Here is a 21,898-nt window from a genome sequence, read left to right as displayed (position 1 = left end):
TGCCGTAACCTGATGTCGTGACCACCTCCGCCCCGCTTCGACTGAAGCCGGTCGACATCGGTAAGCCCCGGATGCGCGGCTGGCTGCACACGTACGCCTTCTTCGTCGCCCTGGTCTGCGGCATCGTGCTGTGCTCGATCGCCGCCACCCGGCCGGGGTGGGCACCCCTGGTGAGCTGCGTCATCTACAGCCTGACCGTCTGCGGGCTCTTCGGCACCAGCGCGCTGTACCACCGTCGCGTGTGGTCCGAGCGCGGCTACCAGGTGATGCGCCGGATGGACCACTCGATGATCTTCTTGTTCATCGCCGGCACGTACACCCCGTTCTGCGCTCTGCTGCTCGCGCCGCGACCGGCCACCGTGATGCTGGCCCTGGTCTGGGGTGGTGCGCTGGCCGGCGTGGCGCTCAAGGTGGTCTGGCCGCACGCCCCACGCTGGGTTTCCGCGCCGCTCTACCTGGCGCTCGGTTGGGTGTCGGTGGCCATGCTGCCGGAGATCCTGCACGGGGGCGGCGTCGCGGCGCTGGTGCTGCTGATCGTCGGCGGCGCGATCTACAGCGTCGGCGCGGTCTTCTACGCGTTGCGCCGGCCCAACCCGTGGCCGACCGTCTTCGGCCACCACGAGTTCTTCCACGCCTGCACCCTGCTGGCCGCGCTGTGCCACCACATCGCGATCTACTTCGCGCTGTTCGCCTGACCCCGACCGGCACAGGACGCGAGCCGGGGCCCCGCGACGCTGCGGGACCCCGGAACGCGTGATCGTGGGGTCAGACCGGCCGACCCGGCCGGCGCACCTCGCGGTACTCCCGCATGACCCGGTCGTCCTGGACCGGCACCACGCGGTCGGCCACGACGCGGTCCTCCCGGACCGGCGCGGCGACCACCGTGCGGCGGCGGCTGTTCCAGAAGTAGAGGGTGGCGAGCAGGCCGGCGACGCCGGCCAGCATCAGCACCCAGCCAACCACGGCCAGGTTCAGCCAGCCCAGGTCGGCCTCCACGGCGAATGCGAAGATCGCGCCCAACGCGATCAGGAAGATGCTGCCACCAATGCCCATGTCTCGCTCCTCGGCTCCAACCTGGCGTACGTCGCGCCGCGGCCGTCGGTAGGGGTGCGGCACCCATCGACTTACCCCGGCACGGAGATCGCCAATCGGGCAAGCTGGGGGTATGACGGACGCCCATCCCGAGACACGGACTCTGGTGCTGCTCCAGCACGCGAAGGCCGAGCAGGGCGGCGAAGGGACCGACGACGCCCACCGGCCGCTCTCCGCGCGGGGGCACGCCGACGCGGCGGCGGCCGGTGCCTGGCTGGCCCACAACGGGCTGCTGCCGGACGTGGTGATCTGCTCGACGGCGCTACGGACCCGGCAGACCTGGCACGGGGTGGCGATGGGGATGACCGGTTCGCCACCGGAGGGCGGCCCAGCCGGTCCCCGCCCGACCGTCCGCTACGAGCCCGGCGCGTACGACGCCCATCCGGAGGAGTTGTTGGCGCTGGTCCGCACCATCGACGCGGCGGCACGGACGGCGTTGCTGATCGCCCACAATCCGGGCATCTCGCTGCTCTCCGCGCTTCTCGACACGGAGGGGGCGGACACGGAGGGGTTGCGGACCACCGAACTGGCGGTGCACCGCGGCGCGCTGAGCTGGACGGAGCTGGCCCCGGCTCGGGCACCGGTCATCGCACGGCACGTCGCACGCGGCTGAGCCACCCGCCGATGGTCGACGGGTGGCCCGGGCGTACGCGGCTCAGGAGGGTGGCGCGGTCGGCGGCGGCGGGTCGGGCGGCGGCGGCATCATCGCCGTCGGGTGCGAGAGCCGATTCTCCTCGACGATGAGGGTTCGGGCCCGCTTACGCCGGTCCTGCCAGAACCAGAGCGTGGTCAGCAGTACGGCCAGCCCCGCCAGGATGAACACCCAGCCGACCGCGCGCAGGTCTATCCACCAGACGTTGGCTCGTATCGCGAACGTCAGGATGGCGCCGATCGCGATGAGAAAGATCCCGCTTCCTACACCCATGTGCGCTGCACTCCCCCGTGCGGTGGCTCTGGGCGTTCCCTGTCGTGACCACGCGACGGTTACCCGCCCCGCTGCCGGCCTACCGGGGTCGGGCCACCGAATAGCGGGCAGCGCGACGGCCGGCGGGGCAGATGCCCCACCGGCCGTCGGTGTCGGATGACGCTCGGAACCTTCAGGCGTGCCGGGCACGCTCAGAAGGCCTCCTCCGGCAGGTCCATGATGTCGAGGTCCGCACCCTCGATGATGCGCCGGTCCGCGCCGATGCGCGGCAGCACCTCTCGGGCGAAGAACCGGGCAGCCGCCACCTTGCCGGTGTAGAACGCCTTGTCGGTGGCGGAGACCTCACCGGCCAGCGCCGTGAGCGCCACGTCGGCCTGCTTCTGGAGCAGCCAGCCGACCACCAGGTCGCCGATGGCCAGCAGGAACCGCCGGCTGCTGAGCCCGACCTTGTAGAGGGCGCGGGTGTCGCCGCCCTGCGCCTCGCCCAGCCAACCGGTCAGTACGCCGAGCATGTTCTGGATCTCGGCGAGCGCCTTGCCGAGCGCCTGCCGCTCCTCCTTGAGCTGGCCGTTGCCCGCCTCGGAGGAGATGAACTCCTGGATCTCGCCGGCGACCGCCATCAGCGCCCTGCCGTTGTCCCGGACGATCTTGCGGAAGATCAGGTCCAGGCTCTGGATGGCGGTGGTGCCCTCGTACAGGGTGTCGATCTTGGCGTCCCGGACGTACTGCTCCAGCGGGTAGTCCTGGAGGAAGCCGGAGCCGCCGAAGGTCTGCAGCGCCTCATGCCCGAGCAGCTCGTACGCCCGCTCCGAACCGACACCCTTGACCAGCGGCAGCAGCAGGTCGTTGACCCGCTTGGCCAGCTTGGTGGCCTTCTCGTCGCCGGCCGCCTCGGCGATGGCGATCCGGTCCTGCCAGGTGGCGGTGTAGAGGACCAGGGCGCGCAGGCCCTCCGCGTACGACTTCTGCAGCAGCAGCGAGCGGCGCACGTCCGGGTGGTGGGTGATCGTGACGCGCGGCGCGGTCTTGTCGGCCTGCTGGATCAGGTCGGCGCCCTGCACCCGGTTCTTCGCGTACTCCAGGGCGTTGAGGTAGCCGGTGGAGAGGGTGGCGATCGCCTTGGTGCCGACCATCATCCGGGCGTACTCGATGATCATGAACATCTGCCGGATGCCGTCGTGCTTGTCGCCCAGCAGCCAGCCCTTGGCCGGCACACCGTGCTCGCCGAAGGTCACCTCGCAGGTGTTGGAGACCTTCAGGCCCATCTTGTGCTCGACGTTGGTGGCGTAGACGCCATTGCGCTCGCCCAGCTCGCCGGTGGTCTCGTCGAAGTGGTACTTCGGCACCACGAAGAGCGACAGCCCCTTGGTGCCCGGGCCGCCGACACCCTCGACGCCCACCGGGCGGGCCAGCACGTAGTGGACGATGTTGTCGGTCAGGTCGTGCTCGCCCGAGGTGATGAAGCGCTTCACGCCCTCGATGTGCCACGTGCCGTCCGGCTGCTGGATGGCCCTGGTGCGGCCGGCGCCCACGTCCGAGCCGGCGTCCGGCTCGGTGAGCACCATCGTGGAGCCCCACTGCTTGTCGATGAAGAGCTTGGCCCACTTCTTCTGCCGCTCGGTGCCCTCGACGTGCAGCACGTGGGCGAAGGACGGGCCGGAGGCGTACATCCAGACCGGGGCGTTCGACCCGAGCACCAGCTCGGCGAGGGCCCACCAGAGAGCGCGCGGCGCGTTGGTGCCGCCCAGCTCGGGCGGCAGGTCCAGCCGCCAGAACTCGGAGTCCATGAATGCCTGGTACGACTTCTTGAACGACTCCGGGAGCGGGGCGGTGTGCGTGGCCGGGTCGAAGACCGGCGGATTGCGGTCACTGTCCGTGTAGCTGGCGGCCAGATCCTCGCGGGCGAGTCGGTCGACCTCGGCGAGGAAGCTGCGGGCGGTGTCGGTGTCGAGTTCCGAGTACGGCTCCTGGCCGAACGCCCGGTCAGCCCCGAAGACCTCGAACAGGTTGAATTCGAGGTCCCGGAGGTTGCTCTTGTAGTGGGTCATGCTCACTGGCCCCGCTTCCGGACAGGTGTTACCGATCAGTAACCCCGACTCTATTACTCGCGGGTAGCTAGCGACAACCCAATCACCCAAGTGACAGGCATTACACACTTCCGAGGCGCGCCCGCGTCCGGCCGGGTTCAGCCCTCGGCGGCGCCGACCTCCCAGCTCGGCACGGCCGCCGCCGCGCCGGTCCGCTCGCCGGCGTACTCCATCAGGACCAGGGCGATGTCGTCGTCGAGCCGGCCGTGCACCCACTCGACCAGGGCCGTCTCCAGCGAGGCCAGCCCGTCGGCGACCGTGCCGTGCCCGAGCAGTCGCCAGGCCCGGTCCGCCGTCGGGAAGAACTCGCCGTCCCGCCGGGCCTCACCGAGACCGTCGGTGAACAGCAGCAGCCGGTCGCCGGGCTCGAGGCGTTCCACCCGCGGGCGCACCACCGGCATGAACCCGAGCGGAGGCGCCGGCGCGGGTGGCTCCAGCGGGATCACCGCGCCCCGGCGCAGCAGCAGCGGCGGCGGGTGCCCGCAGTTGACGATGGTGAGCGTGCCACCACGCTCCTCTACCAGTGCCGCCGTCACGAAGTCCTCGTCACCGACGTTACGGGCCACCGCGCGATCCAGATCGGCCACCACGGCGCGCAGGTCGGCCCGCTCGTACGCCACGTGCCGGTAGGAGCCGAGGACGATGCTGGCCAGCCGGACCGCGTCCAGGCCCTTGCCGCGCACGTCACCGATGATCATGCGAACCCCGTAGGGCGTGTCGATCGCCTCGTACAGGTCCCCACCGATCTCGGCCGTCGCGGTGGAGGAGATGTAGCGGCCGGCCACCGACAGCGTGCCGACCTGCGGGCCGAGCGAACGCAGCACCGCCTGCTGAGCCACCGAGGCGAGCTTGGTCAACTCGCCGATCTTCACCGCCTGCCGCTGCCGTACCCAGGCCACCGCCATCGCCAGCCCGGTGACGAACGCGACCCCGACCACGTTGACCGAGGTGACCAGCGACATCTCCGGCTCGATCAGGGCGAAGCCGGCCCCGATCAGGGTCGCCGCGGCGCCCACCCCCAGCACCACCTGCCACGCGGCCAGCGCGGCGGCCAGGACCGGGGCGGCCGCCAGCAGCGCGACGTAGTGCGCGGGCCGGCCGTCCGCCAGCTCCACCGCCGAGACGATCGCGAGCAGAACGAGGGCCGCGCCGAGGCCGGCGCGGGATCCGGGGCTCAGCGGGCGACGGCCCGACTGGAGGAGTCGCGTGGGTACGAGGGACAGCATGCCTGATCCACGTGAGCGGGTGAATGAACCTGACCCGTCGTCCGAGGAGGTTCTGTCCGGCTGGCGGGGGTGTCCGGCCGGAACGGCATCGCCCGCCCCGCTCAGCCGAGGACCTCGTACCTGACGGTGAGCGCGCCCACGTCCACCGAGGCGATGGTCGCGAACGCGGCCCGCGAGAGGTCCAGGCAGCGGCCGTCGATGAACGGGCCACGGTCGTTGATCCGTACCACGACCGACTTGCCACTGGCCGGGTTCGTCACCCGGACCTTGGTGTTGAACGGCAGGGTCTTGTGCGCCGCGGTCAACTCGTTCGGGTTGAACGACTCGCCGTTGGCGGTGAGCTGCCCGTCGGAGTAGAAGGAGGCGCCGCACGATCCGCTCTCCAGCACCTTCGCGGCCACGGTCTTCTTCTTCGCGGTCGGGCTCGGCTTCGGTGGTGCAGCGGTACGGGTCTTGTTCCGGGAGGCGGCCTGCGGCGACCGGCTGGCCGTCACGCTCGGCGAGGCGCTGGCACTCGGGGAGGCGGCCGGGGAGCTGGCGGCAGGGCTGCTGGCGGCGATGGTCGGGGCGAACTCGATGGTGGCCTGCTCCGGCTGCGCGGAGCCCGAGGTCAGCTGCACGGCGCCGACGGTGCCCCCGACGGCGAGGGCGACGGCGGCCGCTGCAGTGGCCGCGATGCCCGCCGGGGAGGAGAAGATGCGGGTACGGGAGTGCCTGCCTGCCACCGGCCCGGTCCTTTCGTCGACTGAACAAACCGGGTCGGACCGTAACGAGAGAAGTACTTCCGAAGTCAACGTGATCATTGTGGTATGCCCGTATTTGCACTGGTACGTGTAGCCGATCATCCGAGCCGGGATGGGCCGGCCGGCCCGGGTGCCCGCACCCCCGACGCGGGTGCCGCAGGATGGACCGATGCCAGCCGAGCTGACCGAACGCCTCGCCGCCCTGTTCCGGTGGATCGACCCCGGACCGGGCACCAGCCACCTGGTCAGCGACATCTCCGGTTGGTGGCGCGACCCGGCCGTACTGGCCGAGCTGGGACCGGCCCTGGTGGCGCCGTACCGGTCCGCCCGGCCGACCGTGGTGCTCGCCCCCGCGGTCACCGGGCTGCTGCTCGGGCCCTTGGCCGCCACCGCCCTCGGAGTCGGCTTCGTGGCCGCGCACAAGCCTGGCGACGGGCGGCTGCCGGCCGGGCCGCTCACCTGGGCGCAGAGCCCGCCGGACTACCGGGGCCGGCAGGTCGACCTGGCCGTACGGGACCGGCACCTCGGCCCCGGCGACCGGGTCCTGGTGGTGGACGACTGGGTGCGCACCGGAGCGCAGATCCGCGCCCTCTACGACATCTGCGCGGCGCGCGGAGCCGAGGTGCTGGGCAGCGCCGTGGTGGCCATCGACTGCCCGCCCGACGTCGCGACAGAGCTCCGGATCACCGGCCTGATCAGCGGCGCCGATCTGCCGTCTTGACCTGAACCGTGGTTCATCTCCGACGATCGACGCATGGACGACGGGATCCTCGACGAGGCGTACGAACGGCTGCATCGCACCGGCCCCGAATACGAGGGCTGGCTGACCAACCACGGGCCGATGGCCGTCGAGGCGCTGGCCCGGCACGGGCACCAGCAGCGGGTGCACCGCTGGCTCGACGACTACCTCGGTCGCCTCAACGAGCTGCCCCGTGGGCTGCGCCCGATCGACGACTGGCGGGCGGCGCTGGGCGACGCGAAGCGGGCCGGTGACTGGCTGGCGTACTTCGACCGGGAGCTGCGCGAACGCCCGTGGCGGGAGGTGCTCGGCACCTGGTGGCCGCGGCTGCTGCCCGGCATCGCCGCCGGCGCCACCCACGGCGTGATCCGGGTCGGGCACGCCGTGCGCGCGCTCGACCCGGCCGGCGCCAACCCGCAGCGGCTCGCCGAGCTGGGCCAGGCCCTCGGCTACTGGGCCGCCCGCTGGCAGCCGGTCCCCGGAGAAGACCGACTGCTCCACCCGGCCGCGTCGGTCGGCTCCGTCGCTGCCGAGGCGGGCGGGACGGGCACCGACGCGATGGACGTGGATGCCGCGCTGGCCGGCCTGCCCCGGATCGACGACCAGTCCGGGGGCATCCTGGCCCGGCTGGGCCGGCTTCCGGGCGTACCGGGATGGGAGCCGGCACTCGCGGCGCTGCGCCCCGCGCGAAGCCCGGCCGAGGCGGAGCGGGGGCTCGCCGCGCTGGTGCACCGGGCCGGCCTGGACTACCTGCGCTTCGGGCACGCCGCGCCGGTCATGCTGGTGCACGCGGTCACCGCGCCGACCGCGGTGCTGCGTACCCTGCCGGCACTCGATCGGGCGCTCTGGGCGCCGAGCCTCGCCGCGGCCTGGGCCGCGACGGCGGCCGTGACCTCGGTGTACGCCCCGACGGACGGGATGGCACCGCCGACCGTGCCGGCGGCGACCCCGGCGGAGGTCTTCGCCCGGGCAGCCCGCCACGGTGACGAGCACGTGGTCAAGCTGGCCGACGCGGTGCTCGACGCGCACGCGGCCACCGGCGACGAGCGGCTGCTCACCGCCGCGGGCTACGCCGGCCAGCTGATCTGACCAGGGGCCGGCATATTGCGGCGGCGGTACGGGTCGAGCTGGCCTAGCCTCGGCAGGATGTGGCCTCGGATCGGTGAACTGCGCACCCTCGCCCTCGGCACCCCCGGCGAGCTGCGGGCGACCCTGAACACCCTGGTGCTGGCCGGCGTGAAGACCGCCACGGCCGGCCGGCTCGCCGAGTACGCGGAGGAGGGCGAGGAACTGGAGCGGGTCGGCGAACGGCTGGCCCTCGTTGACGACGACGATGCGCTGGCCGGCGTCGTGGAGATCACCGGCATCGAGGTGGTCCGTTTCGCCGACGTGCCCTGGGACTTCGTCCGCGCCGAGGGTGAGGGTGACCGCTCGATCGAGGAGTGGCGGGCCGGACACTCGGCCTACTGGGCGCGACTCGGCACCCCGGTCGACGACGACACCCCGATCGTCTGCCTCCGCCTACGGCTGGTGTCCGGCGGCGAGGGCGGGGTGGCTGGCGGCGACCTCGGCACCTGACCGGTTGTCGCTGGCGGCGCGATCCTCAGCCGCGCAACTCCGGCAGCAGCCGGGTCGCCACGTCCACCAGGACCGCCTCATCGCCGGCGTACCAGCTGCTGGCCCTCGGCCAGTGCGTCACCACGTCGGTGAAGCCGAGGTCAGCGGCCCGGCCGACCTGGTCGGCGAAGAACTGCGCGCTGCTGAGCGAGAAGACCGGCGCCGCGTCCAGCGAGAGATACCGGTCCAGGGTGGCCGGATCACGGCCGGCCTCATCCAGCGTCCGGTCCATCCGCGCGGACAGCGCCGACACGGTGCCCCACCAGCCCTCCACGTCGTCGGCGTCGGTGCCGGTGGTCACCCAGCCCTGGCCGAACCGGGCCACCAGCCGCATCGACCGCGGCCCGTTGGCGGCCACCACGAACGGCACCCGGGGCTGCTGCACGCAGCCAGGATTGTTACGGGCGTCCACCGCGGCGAACCAGTCACCGCGCCAGGTGGTGCCGTCCTCCCGCAGGATCAGATCCAGCAGTTCGGTGAACTCGGCGAACCGGTCGACCCGCTGACGCGGTGGCAGCGTCTCGCCACCCAGCACCGCCGAGTCGAAGCCGATACCGCCCGCGCCCAGGCCGAGCAGCAGCCGACCGTCCGAGACATCGTCGACCGTGGTGATCTGCCGGGCGAACGCCGCCGGGTGCCGGAAGTTCGGCGACGCAACCAGGGTGCCCAGCCGGATCCGGGAGGTCACCGTGGCGGCCGCGGTCAGCGTGGTCATCGAGTCGAACCACGGGCCGTCCACAAGGTCCCGCCAACCCAGGTGGTCGTACGTCCAGGCGTGGTCGAAGCCCCACTCGTCGGCCTGCCGCCAGCGACGCTGCGACTCCGTCCAGCGCTGGTCCGGCAGGATCACGATGCCAATTCGCATGATCGCCAGCCTAGCCGGGGGCACCACGGGCGCCCGGCTTTCGCTACCGTTCTCCGATGGACCTACGGTCGCGTCGGGCCGACACGGTACGAGCATTCGGCACCATGTCGCTGGTGGCTGGCTTCCTGACTTCGCTGCTCACCATGCCATCCGACTACGACGGGCTCAGGCCGCAAATCCTCGCCGCCCTCCTCGTCCTGACGGGCACCGGTCTGCGGATCGAGGCGGCGATCATCGACCGTAAGTCGTAGTCCCGCCGTCGCTGGCGGCCCGTACCCTCCGGTCATGATCGCCCAGCCAGCCGCTGCCCGCCCACCTCTGGGTCGCCGGTCACGCACACTCTTCACGGCGGCGATCGTGATCGCGGTGATCGCGCCGTCAATGGTCTTTCGCGAGCTGATGGAGGCCCGGTTCGGCCGCGGGCCGCTGGCCGACCTCAGCGCGATCGCGGTGCCCGTCGTGGTGACCGCCTGGCTGGCGCCGCACGCCTCCTACCGCCGCCGCGATGCCCTGCTGTGGCTGGTCGGCCCGGGCATCTGGATCTTCGCGGTGATCGCCTGGCGGCTGGCCTTGCTGCCGTACCGCGACTGGAAGCCCCGCCCCGAGGAGGTGCCCCGCATGCGCTGGCTGAGTGGCCCGGAGTACGCCGGGATGTGGGACCTGCCGACGGATGACCGCCAACCGGACCGGTCATCGGAGAGCAATCCCGCGCACTGACCTGTCGCGCTGTGGTCCACGTCACACTGCCTTCCTGTAGGGAGTTCTCCGGCGGCTCCGACCCATCGGTGAGCGGGCACCCGAACGGGTGTCGCCCGAGGAGAGGACAACGCGAGATGACGAAGGTGACCGCACAGGTGTCGGTGTCGATGGACGGGTTCTACGCCGGCCCGCAGTTCGCCGGCGAGGGCGACTGGATGGACTCGGCCGAGAGCGCCGGATTCTTCCGGGTCACCCGCTGGGTGACCGACGCCGGGGCGTGGCGCGAGCGACAGGGCTTCGCCGGTGGTGAGCGGGACACGAACTCGGACGTGGTCGCCGAGTCGTTCGAAGCGGCCGGCGCGTACGTGATGGGGCGGCGGATGGCCGACGGCGGTGAGGTGCCCTGGGGCGAGGAGCCGCCGTTCCGCGCGCCCGTCTTCGTCGTCACGCACCGCCCCCGCGAGCCCCTGCTGCGCGGCGGTGGCACCAGCTTCACCTACGTCACCGATGGCGTGGCCAGTGCGGTCGAGCAGGCGCGTGCCGTGGCCGGCGGCAAGGACGTGGCGGTGGCCGGCGGCGGCAGCCTCGTACGCCAGGTCCTCAAGGCCGGCGTGCTCGACCAGTTGGAGCTGCACGTCGTACCGGTCGTGCTCGGCACCGGCCTCCGGCTGTTCGACGCGGACCTCGACCTCGGCGAGAAGGAGGCGATCGAGCTGACGCCCACCCGGGTCATCCACACGCCGCAGGTCACCCACATCCGGTACGAGGTGCGCGGTCGCGCCCCGCTCGTCCTCGACGACCGGGGCCGCGGCGGCGGCCCGACGGTGACCACGAACTGAACCGCGCCGACCGGATACGGGACCATCAACCCAAGAGGAGATCCCATGCCGCAACTGTTGCGGGTGCAGTGCTTCAACGTTTCGCGCGACGGGTTCGGCACCGGTGAGGGGCAGGGCCTGGAACGACCCTTCGGCCACGCGGACCCCACCCCGCTGTTCTCCTGGCGTGCCGCCACCGCCAGCTTCGTGTATCGCACCGAACCGGGCGGCACTCGCGGGCTGGACGACTACCTGACCCGCGACGCCGAGTGCAACATCGGCGCGGAGATCATGGGTCGCAACAAGTTCGGCCCACAGCGCGGCCCCTGGGAGGACCACGAGTGGCAGGGATGGTGGGGTGACAACCCGCCGTTCCACACGCCGGTCTTCGTACTCACCCACCATGTGCGGCCGTCGTTCACCCTGGCCGACACCACGTTCCACTTCCTCAATGCCAGCCCCGCCGAGGCGCTGGCCCGGGCGAAGCAGGCAGCCGCCGGTCGGGACGTACGCCTCGGCGGTGGGGTGGCGACCATCCGCGAGTTCATCGAGGCCGACCTGGTCGACACGATGCACATCGCCGTCGCGCCCGTCGACCTCAATCGGGGCGAGCGCCTGTGGGACAGCCACACCGATCTTCTCGACCGCTTCCACCTCGAGTCGGTGCCCAGCCCCAGCGGAGTCACCCATCTCCTGTTCTGGAAACGATGACCGCCAACACGATCACAGCATGCTGACCCGTTGCCCTGAGCACGGTCGCCTACCGGCGGGACAGCACCAGCATCCAGTAGCCGTCGGATGTCAGTGGCCGTGTCAGGATCGTGTCAGGGGGTGACAGGCCCGGCGCCGCTCAGTGCCGGCCGACCCGCTTGTGCTTGGAACGGCTGGTGAACCCGGCGCCGCCACTGTTGGAAGCGCCGGGCCGCCGCGGCGCCGTGCGCCGGGGGAACCATCTCCGGAACGGGATGCGGGAGATCGTCAGCAGAACCGCCACGACCAGGATCACGAACCCGGCCGCGCCGATGACACCTTGGATGCGGCCCCGGTGTCCACTGAGCGCGTCGAAGTCGGTGACGAAGTCGCTCGGATCGGTGGGGTTCACCCAGATCGGCACGACATCGCCGGGTGGCAGACACACCTCGAAGCAGCCCAGCTCCTGCTCGTACGTCCGGCCGGCCATCTCGTACCGGAGATACATGGTGGTGGAGCTGCCACCCCGCTTGCTCTCCCGGTCGTAGACGACGGCCCGCGCCGGCACACCTTCGGCCCGCAGTTCGGTCTTCCAGTCGTCGAGTGCGTACTGGGTGTGCAGCGGCAACCAGAGCAGGGCACCACCGGCCACCACCAGCAACACGCATCCGACGGTCACCCAGACCGGGCGCCTCAGCAACATGATCAGGCGGCTCACCGGCTCATCGTGCCGCTCCGACGCAAGGATCACGCCCGCTGTCGCTCGAAGTCAGATGATCTGCGTCAGTGCCAGATGACAGGAGAACAGGAGCGCCGCTGTCGCGATCGGCCACGGCCACCAGCGGCGGGGTCGGGGAAGCCGGATCAGCGAAGTCACGAGGCAGAGCGCTCCCGCGAGCCCCGTCGCGGCGGCCACGATCCAGAAGGTCCGCAGCTCCGGATGCCAGCAGGCTTCCAACCCGTCGACGGCGGGATCGCACGGTTCGGGACCCGGGCCGGTGAGCGCACGCACGAAAAAGCTCAGGTTGAAGGCGAACACCAGCAGGAGCGGAAAACCGACGATCGCGAGAGGGATCGCCACCCCGAGGCGCAAGGCGCGAGTGCGGGCACGGATGGTTACCCGCTCAGGGCCTGCCGGACGGCCATCTACGGTGGTCACTCCGACATCATGGTCGCCGGCACGCCGCTCGTCGTCATCCGACCGTTCGGCATTACGAGATCAAGTTGTCAGGTCCGCCGGCCCGGGTGCATCTCCGGACCAGCACGACCGGCGCCGCCCTGTCGAGCCGACCTCACCGAAACCACGTTGTTGTTCTGCTGGCCCGTGTCTACGGTGCAGTGATGCTCTCGCGAATGCTGACGGTGACCTTCGATGCGCATGACCCTGCTCGCCTGGCGCAGTTCTGGGCCGGAATGCTCGGCCGGGAGGTCGTCGAGGACGCCGATCGTGCGCTCCTGCCCGGCGACGACACTCAGCTCAGCCTCCAGTTCGTCCCGAGCCGCACGAAGAAGGTGGGGCCGAAACGCCTGCACCTTCACCTGACCAGCGCCAGCGACGCCGCCCAGCAGCACACGGTGGCGCGGGCACTGGGGCTCGGCGGCGGTCACCTCGACGTCGGGCAGCGCCCCGAGGAGGGGCACATCGTCCTTGCCGACCCCGAGGGCAACGCGTTCTGCGTCATCGAGTCCGGCAACGGCTTCCTCGCCGGGTGCGGCCTGCTCGGGGAAATCGCCTGCGACGGCAACCGGGAGGTCGGCCTCTTCTGGAGCGAGGCGCTGGGCTGGCCGCTGGTGTGGGACCAGGACGAGGAGACCGCGATCCAGTCACCGCACGGCGGCACGAAGGTCGCGTGGGGTGGCCCACCCGTGGCCCCCAAAACGGCGAGGAACCGGCAGCGCTTCGACCTCGCCCCGGCCGGTGGCGATCAGCAAGCCGAGGTCGATCGGCTGGTCGCCCTCGGGGCCACTCGGCTCGAGGTCGGTGCGGACGGCGCCGTCCTACTGGCCGATCCCGACGGCAACGAGTTCTGCGTCAGAGGACGCTGACCGCAGCGCGGCGCCCCGCGAGCCCCCGCAAAACCGGTTGGCGGACCGCGGCGACACTGCTACTTTTCCGGAGGCCGTGCGAGAGATCGAGGAGGTGGTACCCGTGAACGTATCGACATGGGTGCTCCCCTCCGGGGTCACGGTCGGGCGATAGGTCGTCCGGGAGCGCCGTTCACGAGCACTCCCGAAAGGCACGACCATGCGATTCACTTCCGAGCAGCGCCTCGACGACGGCGTCCTCGAACGCGAATTCACCCTCGGCGAGATCCCCGGCATCCTGTGGACGCCCGGATCCGCATCCGCACCGGTCCCGCTGATCCTGCTCGGCCACCCCCCGCTCGGACTGCGCAAGATGTACCCCCGTCTGGTGGCTCGGGCCCGGCACTCTGCGGCGGAGGGCTTCGCCGCGGCCACCATCGAGCTCCCCGGCAGTGGTGACCGGCCCCGTTGGGCCGCCGTCGAGCAGGCCCGCGCCGACCTGCGCCGGGCGCTGGAGGCCGGCGAGCCGGTCAGCGACGAGATCATCGACGCCCTCATCCTCCCGCTCGTCAACAAGGCGGTCCCGGAATCGCAGGCCGCCCTGGATGCCCTCCTGTCGCTGCCCGAGATCGGCGGCCCGGTCGGGTACTCGGGGGGAGTGATCTCCGTCGGCATCCGGCTCGCGGTGGTCGAGCCGCGCATCGTGGCCGCCGGCTTCTTCGCCGGGAGTTTCGTGCCTCGCACCATGTTCGAGGAGGCCCGACAGGTCACCATTCCGCTGCATGTCCTACTGCAGTGGGATGACGAAGGGAACGACCGGCAGGCGGCCCTGGACCTGTTCGACGCCTTCGGCTCCAAGGAGAAAACGCTGCACGCCAACATGGGCGGACACACCGGTGTCCCGCAGTTCGCAGGAGAGGACGCGGCCGGGTTCTTCGCCCGGCATCTGCGCTAGCCGCAGGCCCGGCCCGCCGTCAGGCCATCGGGCCGTACCGGCCGGTCGTAGCACGGTCGCTGACCTTGGAATATCGAAGGCCCTGGCTGGGACTTGCGTCCTGGCCAGGGCCTTGATCGTGGAGCGGGTGACGGGAATCGAACCCGCACTGTCAGCTTGGGAAGCTGATGTTCTGCCATTGAACTACACCCGCGAGCGGCACCACTGTACCTGAGTCACCCAGCCAGTGCACCCAGGTACCCCGCCCCCACGTGACGGCCGACCACCCGCCCCACCGCGGAGAACCACCATTGCCCCCCTGAGCCACCGTGCACGGAAAGTAGTTTCCTTATGACAAGATATGGCCATTCTCAAATGCATCGATGAGTTGTAACGTCTGCCACACCTTGCCAGCCACGGCGTGACACACCCCCTGCCACGTCGCCAAAAAGAGGTGGCCCATGGGACTTCGTCCCAACCTGCTGACCCGGCGTGCCGCCGGTGTCGCTTCGACGACTCTCGCGCTGCTGCTCAGCACCGCCGCGGTGGGCGTCGTTCCGGCTGCTTCGGCGTTCTCCGCAGCCCCCGGTGGCGCCTGCGTGGAGCCGACCGGCAGCCACGCCAACGCCCGGATGAAGCCCGGCGCGGCGGCGAAGCACGACCCGAACGAGCTGACCGCGAAGCAGGTACGCGAGCGGGACGCCGACCTGGCGGCGGCGCTGCGCGAACGCGCCAACTTCCGGGTCGGTGCCGGTGCCACGGCACTGGCCACCGTCACCATCCCGGTGGTGGTGCACGTGATCCAGGAGAACAGCACGCGTGCGGGTGGCAACATCCCGGACTCGCTGATCACCGCCCAGATCAACGTGCTCAACCAGGCGTACTCCGGTGCGACCGGCGGTGCCGTCACCGCCTTCGCCTTCCGCCTCGACAAGATCAACCGGGTGACGAATCCGTCCTGGTACCCGATCGTGCAGGGCTCGTCGGCGGAGCGGTCGATGAAGTCCTCGCTGCGGGTGGGCGGCAAGAACACGCTCAACATCTACCTGGGCGAGTTGAGCAACGACCTGCTGGGCTGGGCGACCTTCCCGCAGCGGAACCTGAGCAGCATGGACGGCGTGGTCGCGTTGAACGAGTCACTGCCGGGCGGAACGGCCACCAACTACAACCAGGGCGACACCGGCACCCACGAGGTGGGCCACTGGCTGAACCTCTACCACACCTTCCAGGGCGGCTGCGGTGGCTCGGGTGACAGCGTCAGCGACACCCCGGCCGAGGCGTCGCCGGCGTACGAGTGCCCGACCGGGCGGAACACCTGCTCGGCGGCCGGGCTGGACCCGATCACCAACTTCATGGACTACACCTACGACTCGTGCATGTACCAGTTCACGCCGGGCCAGGCCAGCCGCATGCTGACCGCGTGGAACGCGTACCGCGCCGCGTAGCTTTCCCGCGTACCACCGGTGCCGGCTCCGTCACGACGGAGCCGGCACCGGCGTCTTTCCCCAGGACCCCGGCCCCGGTCAGGCGGCCGAGCGTTGGACGTCACGGTTGCGGCGGACCGGGCGGGTCTGCGGTACGGGGGCCGGGCCGGCCGCCGCAGGCGGGGCGTGCGGATCGAGCCAGACCTGGACCGCCGGCCGGCCCTGCGCGCCACCCGTGATGCCCATGCCGTGCTGGTCGCGGCGGGTCAGCATCGCCACGTCGACGGTGAACTCGAACAGCCGCCAGTCGACCTGCGGCTCGGCCCGGGCGCTCTGCGCCAGCCGCGCCACCCGAGCCGGATCGGTCACCGGCCAGGCGTGCCCCGCCACGTACGCCTCGTCGTCGCTCTCCTCCGGCGGGAACGAGTGCAGCGCGTAACGGCCGTCCCGTTCGAGGTCACGGCGCTTCGGAGAGTCGATGACGAAGCAGAACAGACCCTCGTCGGTGATGACCGGGGAGACCGGGTGGACCCGGGGCCCGCCGTCGGCGCGGACCGTGGCCAGATAGCCGAAGCCCGGCCCGTACTGCTGAAGGAGAACGCGGATCCCGTCGGCGAGTCGGGGCTCGTCGGCGGCGAATTCGGACCAGGAAGCCATGTGGACATTCTATCGAACAAATGTACGATCAGCGACCTCGACGCGCTGGTCACCGGCACCGAATCCTGTCACTGCGGCAAACGCCGCTATGGTGGTCCGATGCTGCTCTCCGACCGCGACCTGGTCTCCGAGATCAAGGCCGGCACGCTGGGCCTGGAGCCGTTCGAGCCCACCCTGGTCCAACCGTCCAGCATCGACGTACGACTCGACCGGCTGTTCCGGGTCTTCAACAACCATCTCTACACCCACATCGACCCGGCAATGCAGCAGGACGACCTCACCTCGGTCGTCGAGGTGCCTGACGGCGAGCCGTTCGTGCTGCACCCGGGCGAGTTCGTGCTGGCCTCGACGCTCGAGGTCATCTCACTGGGCGACCAGCTCGCCGGCCGGCTGGAGGGCAAGTCGAGCCTGGGCCGGCTCGGTCTGCTCACGCACTCCACCGCCGGCTTCATCGACCCGGGCTTCTCGGGGCACGTGACGCTGGAGCTGTCCAACGTGGCGAACCTGCCGATCACCCTCTGGCCGGGCATGAAGATCGGGCAGCTCTGCATCTTCCGGCTCTCCTCGCCGGCCGAGCACCCGTACGGCTCGGTGGTGTACGGCTCGCGTTACCAGGGGCAGCGCGGGCCGACCCCGAGCCGCGCCTGGCAGCACTGGCGCACCTGGCCGACCCGCTGAAGCCACTCGTCGGGCAATGCGCCCGCCGTGTTAGTAAGGGGCCCCTCCTATACCGGAGGCGTTAAGAAGGGGCCCCTGCTTACATCTCAGCCTGGGCGGCCGTAGCTGTGGATCGGGCCGTCGTCGACCTTCTTCATCTTGATCGGCTGACCGGCCTGCGAGGCGTGCACGACCCAGCCATTACCCACGTACATCCCGACGTGGTGGATGTCGCTGTAGTAGAAGACCAGATCACCGGCGCGTAGGTTGGCCCGGCTGACGTCCTTGGTCACCCGGCTCTGCTGGGCGGCGTTGTGCGGCAGCGACACACCGGCCTTGGCCCAGGCGGCCAGCATCAACCCGGAGCAGTCGTACGAGTTCGGACCCTCGGCACCCCACACGTAGGGCTTGCCGATCTGGGCGCAGGCGAACTTGACGGCCACACCGGCACCGCCGCCGGGGTAGCTGGCCGGGCAGGGCGCCGGACGCAGCGGACCGCCGCCACCGTTGCCGTAAACCTTCAGGCGCAGCTTCTGCAGGCGGTCGATCTCGTCGTTGATCTGCTTCTTCTTGGCCGCCAGCTGGGCCTCGGTCCGGGTCAGTTGGGCCACCATCTCGTCCAGTGGCGCCTTCTGCGCGGCCAGTTGGTCACGCAGGTCGGCCACCTGCCGCACGTCCTGCTGCTGGTTGTGCGCAAACCGGTCGAGCATCTCGAGCTGCCCGACCACGTCGCTCGGTGACCGGCTGCCCAGCACGGCGTTGACGGTGGAGACGTTCTCGCCCTTGTACGCGCGCACAGCCAGGGAGCTGACCTTGTCCATCGCAGCGTCGACCTGGCGCTCCAGCGGGGCGATCCGGGCGGCCAGCGCGTTGGCCTGCTTGCGCTTCGCGGCCAGGTCGGCCCGGGTGGCGTTGTGCCGTTCGATGATCGGTTCGAGCTTGTTCCAGTCGGCGTCGATCTGGCGCTCGATCTCGGCGACGGAGGGGTCGGCGTGGGCCGCCGTGGCGCTGCCCGTCAGGACGACGGCAACGCCGACCAGGGCGGCGAGGGCGGTGGTGAAGCGGGACCAGCGTGAGCGCGGCACGATCGACGTCGGGCCGGCTGACGCCGACCGCTCGGACGACGGCCGCGGGGCATGGTGAGCCACCGGGTTCCGTACTCCTTCTTCCCGACCGCCTACCGGGTTAGCTGACGGGTTCGGGCGGGAAGGTGGACGCCCTACCGCAGTGGCTGCGGATTCACCCCAGAAACCTGGGTCCCCGGCTCGCTCGGAAGCGACTCGGCGGTGTCGGTCCGTTACCGCCCGGGTGGGCGGAGCTGCTGTCGGCCCGACGAATGACCAGAGTAGAGACGACCGTTACCGATCCGCAACCGGTGGGGCCGTGACACTCCGTACCGATTGCCGGCGACGACGGCCGGGAACGAAGGTTTCCTTCCACGAACCTCGGTAGGTCGAAAGGTATTGACGGGAGCCCCGGGCGGGGCGAAGGTGACCTCACTTCGCCCTTCAGATCTAGGGGGTTCGATGCACGGTCCAACCCTGTCCACCGGCCGGCGCGCGCTGCTCGCCGCCGCCGTGGTCGCCGCCGCGACCGCGGTTCCCCTACCCGCCGGCCCAGCCGTGGCCGCACCCACCGCCGACCGCCAGCAGCAGTACGCCGCCGCGGCGACCGAGTACGGCGTACCGGCCGACGTGCTGCTCGGCGTCTCCTATCTGGAGTCACGTTGGGACAGCAACGCCGGCACGCCGAGTACCAGCGGCGGCTACGGCCCGATGCACCTGACCGACGCCCGGCACGTGGCCGCCCTACCGGGGCGCAGCCACCACGACGCCGGCACCGAGGACCCGCGCGGCGACGACTCCCGCCCCGCACGGGAGATGGCGCCCCGACCCGCCGAGGATCCCGCGCCGCCCGCCGCAGCGTTGCAGACCATGGACGCCGCCGCCGCACTGACCGGCGCCGCCCCCGAGTCGCTGCGCACCGACCCGAGCGTCAACATCTGAGGCGGCGCGGCACTGCTGGCCGCGTACCAGCGGGAACTGGGCGCACCGGTGGGGGCCGGCACCGACCCGGCAGCCTGGTACGGCGCGGTGGCCCGCTACGCCGGCGCGGACAGCGCGGACGCCGCGGCGGCCTTCGCCGACGAGGTGTTCACCACCATCGGCGCCGGCGAGTCCCGGGTGACCGACGACGGCCAGCGGATCACGCTGCCGGCCCGGGCAATCCAACCGCAGCGCTCCTGGCTGGACCGGCTGGGACTGCGCCGGCTCGCCCGCCCCGACGGGCTGGAGTGCCCCCGCACCATCTCCTGCGAGTGGATCCCGGCGCCCTACGAGGCGTTCGGCGCCGGGAACTACGGCAACCACGACCTCTCCGACCGACCCGGCCGGCAGAAGATCGAGTACATCGTCATCCACGACACCGAGGCGAGCTGGGCGACCACGCTGCAACTCGTCCAGGACCCCACCTACGTGAGCTGGCACTACTCGCTGCGCTCGGTGGACGGGCACATCGCCCAGCACGTGAAGACCAAGGACGTCGGCTGGCACGCCGGCAACTGGTACGTCAACGCCAAGTCGATCGGGCTGGAACACGAGGGCTTCGCCGCGCAGGGCACCTGGTACACCGAGGCGATGTACCGGACCTCCGCCAAGCTGGTCCGGCACCTCGCCCTGCAGCTGGGGATCCCGCTGGACCGCCAGCACATCATCGGCCACGACAACGTGCCCGGCACCGTCGCCTCCACCGTGCGCGGGATGCACTGGGACCCGGGCCCGTACTGGGACTGGACGCACTACTTCACGCTGCTGCACGCGCCGCGGCTGGACACCGGCATCCCGGCCTCCGGGCTGGTCCGGATCGGCCCCGACTACGCCACCAACCAGCCGGCGTTCACCGGCTGCGTCACCGCCGGTGTGCCGTGCGCGCCGCGCGGCTCATCGTCGGTGGTGCTGCGCAGTGCGCCGTCCGCGGACGCGCCGCTGGTCAACGACATCGCACTGCGCCCCGACGGCACCCCGAACACGATGGAGGTGTCGGACCACGGCACCCGGGCCTCCGCCGGCCAGACGTACGCCCTCGCCGGTCGGCAGGGCGACTGGACGGCGATCTGGTATCTCGGACAGAAGGCGTGGTTCCACAACCCGGCGTCGGCGCCGACCGCCACCTGGACCGTCGGCGTGGTGGCCACCCCGAAGCCCGGACGGGCCACCATCCCCGTGTACGGGCGGGCGTACCCCGAGGAGGCCGCCTACCCGGCCGGGGTGCCATACCAGCCGATCTCGCCGCTGCAGTACACCCTGGCGGCCGGCCAGCGGTACGCCGTCGGCGCGGTGCTGCCGGGCGAGTACTACCGGGCCACCACGTTCGACGGCTCCTCGCCGGGCGACTGGACGGTCATCCGCGGCCAGAACCGGTACGCGCAGATCCAGTTCGGTCACCGGATCATGTACGTCGACCTCGCCGACGTGCAGCTCCTGCCGTCTCCGGTGGACGCACCGCACTGAACCGTGTTGAACGGCACGAGGGCCCCCGGTCGTCCGACCGGGGGCCCTCGTCGTGGCTGCTGGATCAGCCGGGTCTGCGGAACCCGGCGACCGGCATGTTGTTGATGCTGGCCACCTGCACCGGTTTGCCGGCGCGTGGCGCGTGCACCATCTTGTCGTTGCCCAGATACAGGCCGACATGGTGCAGGTCGCTGAAGAAGAAGACCAGGTCACCGGGGCGGGCGTCGGCCCGCGAGATGGCCTTGCCCTCGTGCCACTGGTCACCCGTGTGGTGGGTCAGGTAGATCCCGGCCGCCTTGTACGCGTACTGGGTCAGGCCCGAGCAGTCGAACGAGTTCGGGCCGGTGGCGCCCCAGACGTACGGGTCACCGACCTGCTGGCAGGCGGTCTTGATCGCCTTCTGGGCGGCCGCGTTGGCCACCCCGTTGATGGTCGGGCAGCCCTCGGTCTTGATCGTCGTCTTCGGCAGCGAGGCCTCGAGCCGCTTGATCTCGCCGTCGATCTGCTTCTTCTTCGCCGCCAGCTCGTTCTGCTGCTTGGTCTGGGTGGCGATCAGCGCGTCCAGCTTCTGCTTCTGGCCGTCGTACTTGGCCCGGACGGCCAGCACGCCCTCGACCTCCTTGCGCTCCCGCGCGGCCAGCCGGTCGAGGACGGTGAGCTGCTCGGTGAGCGTGTCCGGCTTGGCGCTGATCAGCAACGCGCCGATGTCGTGGGAGGGACCCGACATGTAGTACCGGGAGGCGAGGTCACCGACCCGGTTGAGCGCCAGCTCGCTCTGCAGCGCCAGCGGCTCGATCTTCTTCTGCAGCTCGGACGACTTCTTCCGGTTGGTCTTCAGCTGCGACCGCACCTTGTTGTACTGCTCGATGGTGGGCTCCAACCGCTCCCACTGCTTGTCGATCTGCGCCTCGATCTCGTCGACCGTGGGCGCGGCCTGCACGGGCGCGGAGAGCACGCCAGCGCCGACCGCCGCGGCGGCGACCAGGACGAGTAGACGGTGGGCGACCCTGCGCAGACCGCCCGACCGAGCGGGCAGTCCCGGGGCGTGACGATGAGGGGGCATGGTTGCCACCGGCACCGACTCCTTTGCAACCGACCGCCGGGCGCCTCGCGTGAGGGAAGGGCCGAGGCAGACGACCCACAGCGGTCGGTGCCTCACATTAGGGAAGCGCAGCAGCGGAATCAAGGCGG

General features: G+C 70.8%; 26 protein-coding genes, 1 tRNA gene and 1 riboswitch. Of the genes, 15 read left to right on the top strand and 12 right to left on the bottom strand.

The genetic code is table 11. The features are described from left to right. Positions 1-17: 17 nt before the first annotated feature. Positions 18-695: a PAQR family membrane homeostasis protein TrhA gene (gene trhA, locus ACWD6N_RS13365; protein WP_354966443.1), complete on the top strand. Its 678-nt coding sequence runs from the start codon at positions 18-20 to the stop codon at positions 693-695. A 70-nt stretch (positions 696-765) separates the two neighbouring features. Here the strand turns inward: trhA and ACWD6N_RS13360 are convergent, their stop codons facing one another. Continuing rightward, positions 766-1,053 carry a DUF6458 family protein gene (locus tag ACWD6N_RS13360; protein ID WP_354966442.1) on the bottom strand — a complete coding sequence of 96 codons (288 nt, stop codon included), beginning with the start codon at positions 1,051-1,053 and terminating at the stop codon, positions 766-768. 112 nt (positions 1,054-1,165) lie between these two features. Between ACWD6N_RS13360 and ACWD6N_RS13355 the strand changes: the two genes are divergently transcribed. Beyond that, complete coding sequence (locus ACWD6N_RS13355; RefSeq protein ID WP_450004778.1) at positions 1,166-1,705, top strand: SixA phosphatase family protein; 540 nt, start codon at positions 1,166-1,168, stop codon at positions 1,703-1,705. Positions 1,706-1,747: 42 nt separating this feature from the next. On the opposite strand, the gene ACWD6N_RS13350 is transcribed toward ACWD6N_RS13355, so the two are convergent. From ACWD6N_RS13350 to ACWD6N_RS13335, 4 genes are all read right to left on the bottom strand, one after another. Beyond that, a complete protein-coding gene (locus ACWD6N_RS13350) occupies positions 1,748-2,017 on the bottom strand; it encodes a DUF6458 family protein (protein WP_074315731.1) in 270 nt (89 codons plus the stop codon). A gap of 191 nt (positions 2,018-2,208) precedes the next feature. Then, on the bottom strand, positions 2,209-4,065 hold the full coding sequence (locus ACWD6N_RS13345; RefSeq protein ID WP_354966570.1) for an acyl-CoA dehydrogenase: 1,857 nt from the start codon (positions 4,063-4,065) through the stop codon (positions 2,209-2,211). Between the two features lie 137 nt (positions 4,066-4,202). Next, positions 4,203-5,330 (bottom strand): PP2C family protein-serine/threonine phosphatase, encoded by a 1,128-nt coding sequence (locus ACWD6N_RS13340; protein ID WP_354966440.1) that lies wholly within the window; start codon positions 5,328-5,330, stop codon positions 4,203-4,205. Positions 5,331-5,431: 101 nt separating this feature from the next. Beyond that, entirely contained in the window at positions 5,432-6,055 is a 624-nt protein-coding gene (locus tag ACWD6N_RS13335) for a septal ring lytic transglycosylase RlpA family protein (protein WP_354966439.1), read from the bottom strand. Positions 6,056-6,242: 187 nt separating this feature from the next. On the opposite strand from ACWD6N_RS13335, the gene ACWD6N_RS13330 reads away from it, so the two are divergent. From ACWD6N_RS13330 to ACWD6N_RS13320, 3 genes are read left to right on the top strand one after another with little or no spacing between them, the layout of a single operon-like run. After that, positions 6,243-6,794: a phosphoribosyltransferase family protein gene (locus ACWD6N_RS13330; RefSeq protein WP_387324760.1), complete on the top strand. Its 552-nt coding sequence runs from the start codon at positions 6,243-6,245 to the stop codon at positions 6,792-6,794. 33 nt (positions 6,795-6,827) lie between these two features. Continuing rightward, positions 6,828-7,901 (top strand): questin oxidase family protein, encoded by a 1,074-nt coding sequence (locus ACWD6N_RS13325; RefSeq protein ID WP_387324762.1) that lies wholly within the window; start codon positions 6,828-6,830, stop codon positions 7,899-7,901. 57 nt (positions 7,902-7,958) lie between these two features. Then, positions 7,959-8,390, top strand: coding sequence for an ASCH domain-containing protein (locus ACWD6N_RS13320; protein ID WP_450004777.1), 432 nt, complete (start codon positions 7,959-7,961; stop codon positions 8,388-8,390). A gap of 25 nt (positions 8,391-8,415) precedes the next feature. Here the strand turns inward: ACWD6N_RS13320 and ACWD6N_RS13315 are convergent, their stop codons facing one another. Then, positions 8,416-9,294, bottom strand: coding sequence for an LLM class flavin-dependent oxidoreductase (locus ACWD6N_RS13315; RefSeq protein ID WP_354966435.1), 879 nt, complete (start codon positions 9,292-9,294; stop codon positions 8,416-8,418). Positions 9,295-9,350: 56 nt separating this feature from the next. Here ACWD6N_RS13315 and ACWD6N_RS13310 point away from each other — a divergent pair, with 56 nt between their 5' ends. The 4 genes from ACWD6N_RS13310 (at position 9,351) to ACWD6N_RS13295 (ending at position 11,522) form a co-directional block, all read left to right on the top strand. Beyond that, complete coding sequence (locus ACWD6N_RS13310) at positions 9,351-9,545, top strand: hypothetical protein (protein WP_354966434.1); 195 nt, start codon at positions 9,351-9,353, stop codon at positions 9,543-9,545. 34 nt (positions 9,546-9,579) lie between these two features. After that, entirely contained in the window at positions 9,580-10,011 is a 432-nt protein-coding gene (locus ACWD6N_RS13305; protein WP_354966433.1) for a hypothetical protein, read from the top strand. Positions 10,012-10,127: 116 nt separating this feature from the next. Next, positions 10,128-10,832 (top strand): dihydrofolate reductase family protein, encoded by a 705-nt coding sequence (locus ACWD6N_RS13300; RefSeq protein WP_354966432.1) that lies wholly within the window; start codon positions 10,128-10,130, stop codon positions 10,830-10,832. Between the two features lie 45 nt (positions 10,833-10,877). Further along, complete coding sequence (locus ACWD6N_RS13295; protein ID WP_354966431.1) at positions 10,878-11,522, top strand: dihydrofolate reductase family protein; 645 nt, start codon at positions 10,878-10,880, stop codon at positions 11,520-11,522. A 139-nt stretch (positions 11,523-11,661) separates the two neighbouring features. Here the strand turns inward: ACWD6N_RS13295 and ACWD6N_RS13290 are convergent, their stop codons facing one another. Continuing rightward, entirely contained in the window at positions 11,662-12,219 is a 558-nt protein-coding gene (locus tag ACWD6N_RS13290) for a DUF3592 domain-containing protein (RefSeq protein ID WP_354966430.1), read from the bottom strand. Positions 12,220-12,270: 51 nt separating this feature from the next. Continuing rightward, positions 12,271-12,660, bottom strand: coding sequence for a hypothetical protein (locus ACWD6N_RS13285; protein WP_354966429.1), 390 nt, complete (start codon positions 12,658-12,660; stop codon positions 12,271-12,273). 182 nt (positions 12,661-12,842) lie between these two features. Here ACWD6N_RS13285 and ACWD6N_RS13280 point away from each other — a divergent pair, with 182 nt between their 5' ends. Both ACWD6N_RS13280 and ACWD6N_RS13275 read left to right on the top strand, forming a co-directional pair. Then, a complete protein-coding gene (locus tag ACWD6N_RS13280) occupies positions 12,843-13,547 on the top strand; it encodes a VOC family protein (protein WP_354966428.1) in 705 nt (234 codons plus the stop codon). 199 nt (positions 13,548-13,746) lie between these two features. After that, complete coding sequence (locus ACWD6N_RS13275; protein ID WP_354966427.1) at positions 13,747-14,481, top strand: alpha/beta fold hydrolase; 735 nt, start codon at positions 13,747-13,749, stop codon at positions 14,479-14,481. A 119-nt stretch (positions 14,482-14,600) separates the two neighbouring features. On the opposite strand, the gene ACWD6N_RS13270 is transcribed toward ACWD6N_RS13275, so the two are convergent. Then, positions 14,601-14,674 (bottom strand) — tRNA-Gly (locus ACWD6N_RS13270). A 247-nt stretch (positions 14,675-14,921) separates the two neighbouring features. On the opposite strand from ACWD6N_RS13270, the gene ACWD6N_RS13265 reads away from it, so the two are divergent. Beyond that, a complete protein-coding gene (locus tag ACWD6N_RS13265) occupies positions 14,922-15,905 on the top strand; it encodes a zinc metalloprotease (RefSeq protein WP_450004776.1) in 984 nt (327 codons plus the stop codon). Positions 15,906-15,983: 78 nt separating this feature from the next. Here the strand turns inward: ACWD6N_RS13265 and ACWD6N_RS13260 are convergent, their stop codons facing one another. Continuing rightward, positions 15,984-16,541 (bottom strand): pyridoxamine 5'-phosphate oxidase family protein, encoded by a 558-nt coding sequence (locus ACWD6N_RS13260; protein WP_354966425.1) that lies wholly within the window; start codon positions 16,539-16,541, stop codon positions 15,984-15,986. 99 nt (positions 16,542-16,640) lie between these two features. Between ACWD6N_RS13260 and dcd the strand changes: the two genes are divergently transcribed. After that, complete coding sequence (dcd, locus tag ACWD6N_RS13255) at positions 16,641-17,219, top strand: dCTP deaminase (RefSeq protein WP_089018323.1); 579 nt, start codon at positions 16,641-16,643, stop codon at positions 17,217-17,219. 86 nt (positions 17,220-17,305) lie between these two features. On the opposite strand, the gene ACWD6N_RS13250 is transcribed toward dcd, so the two are convergent. Next, on the bottom strand, positions 17,306-18,346 hold the full coding sequence (locus tag ACWD6N_RS13250) for a C40 family peptidase (protein ID WP_354966424.1): 1,041 nt from the start codon (positions 18,344-18,346) through the stop codon (positions 17,306-17,308). Positions 18,347-18,358: 12 nt separating this feature from the next. Continuing rightward, positions 18,359-18,494: riboswitch (cyclic di-AMP (ydaO/yuaA leader) on the bottom strand. Between the two features lie 230 nt (positions 18,495-18,724). Between ACWD6N_RS13250 and ACWD6N_RS13245 the strand changes: the two genes are divergently transcribed. Beyond that, positions 18,725-19,204: a lysozyme family protein gene (locus tag ACWD6N_RS13245; protein ID WP_354966423.1), complete on the top strand. Its 480-nt coding sequence runs from the start codon at positions 18,725-18,727 to the stop codon at positions 19,202-19,204. A 48-nt stretch (positions 19,205-19,252) separates the two neighbouring features. Then, positions 19,253-20,707, top strand: coding sequence for an N-acetylmuramoyl-L-alanine amidase (locus ACWD6N_RS13240; RefSeq protein WP_387324774.1), 1,455 nt, complete (start codon positions 19,253-19,255; stop codon positions 20,705-20,707). A 64-nt stretch (positions 20,708-20,771) separates the two neighbouring features. Here the strand turns inward: ACWD6N_RS13240 and ACWD6N_RS13235 are convergent, their stop codons facing one another. Continuing rightward, positions 20,772-21,770 (bottom strand): C40 family peptidase, encoded by a 999-nt coding sequence (locus ACWD6N_RS13235; protein WP_387324777.1) that lies wholly within the window; start codon positions 21,768-21,770, stop codon positions 20,772-20,774. Positions 21,771-21,898 lie beyond the last annotated feature (128 nt).

This window comes from Micromonospora sp. NPDC005163 (assembly GCF_053599835.1).
Note: the sequence above shows the minus strand (reverse complement) of the source record. Positions and strands in the feature narration are given on the sequence as shown.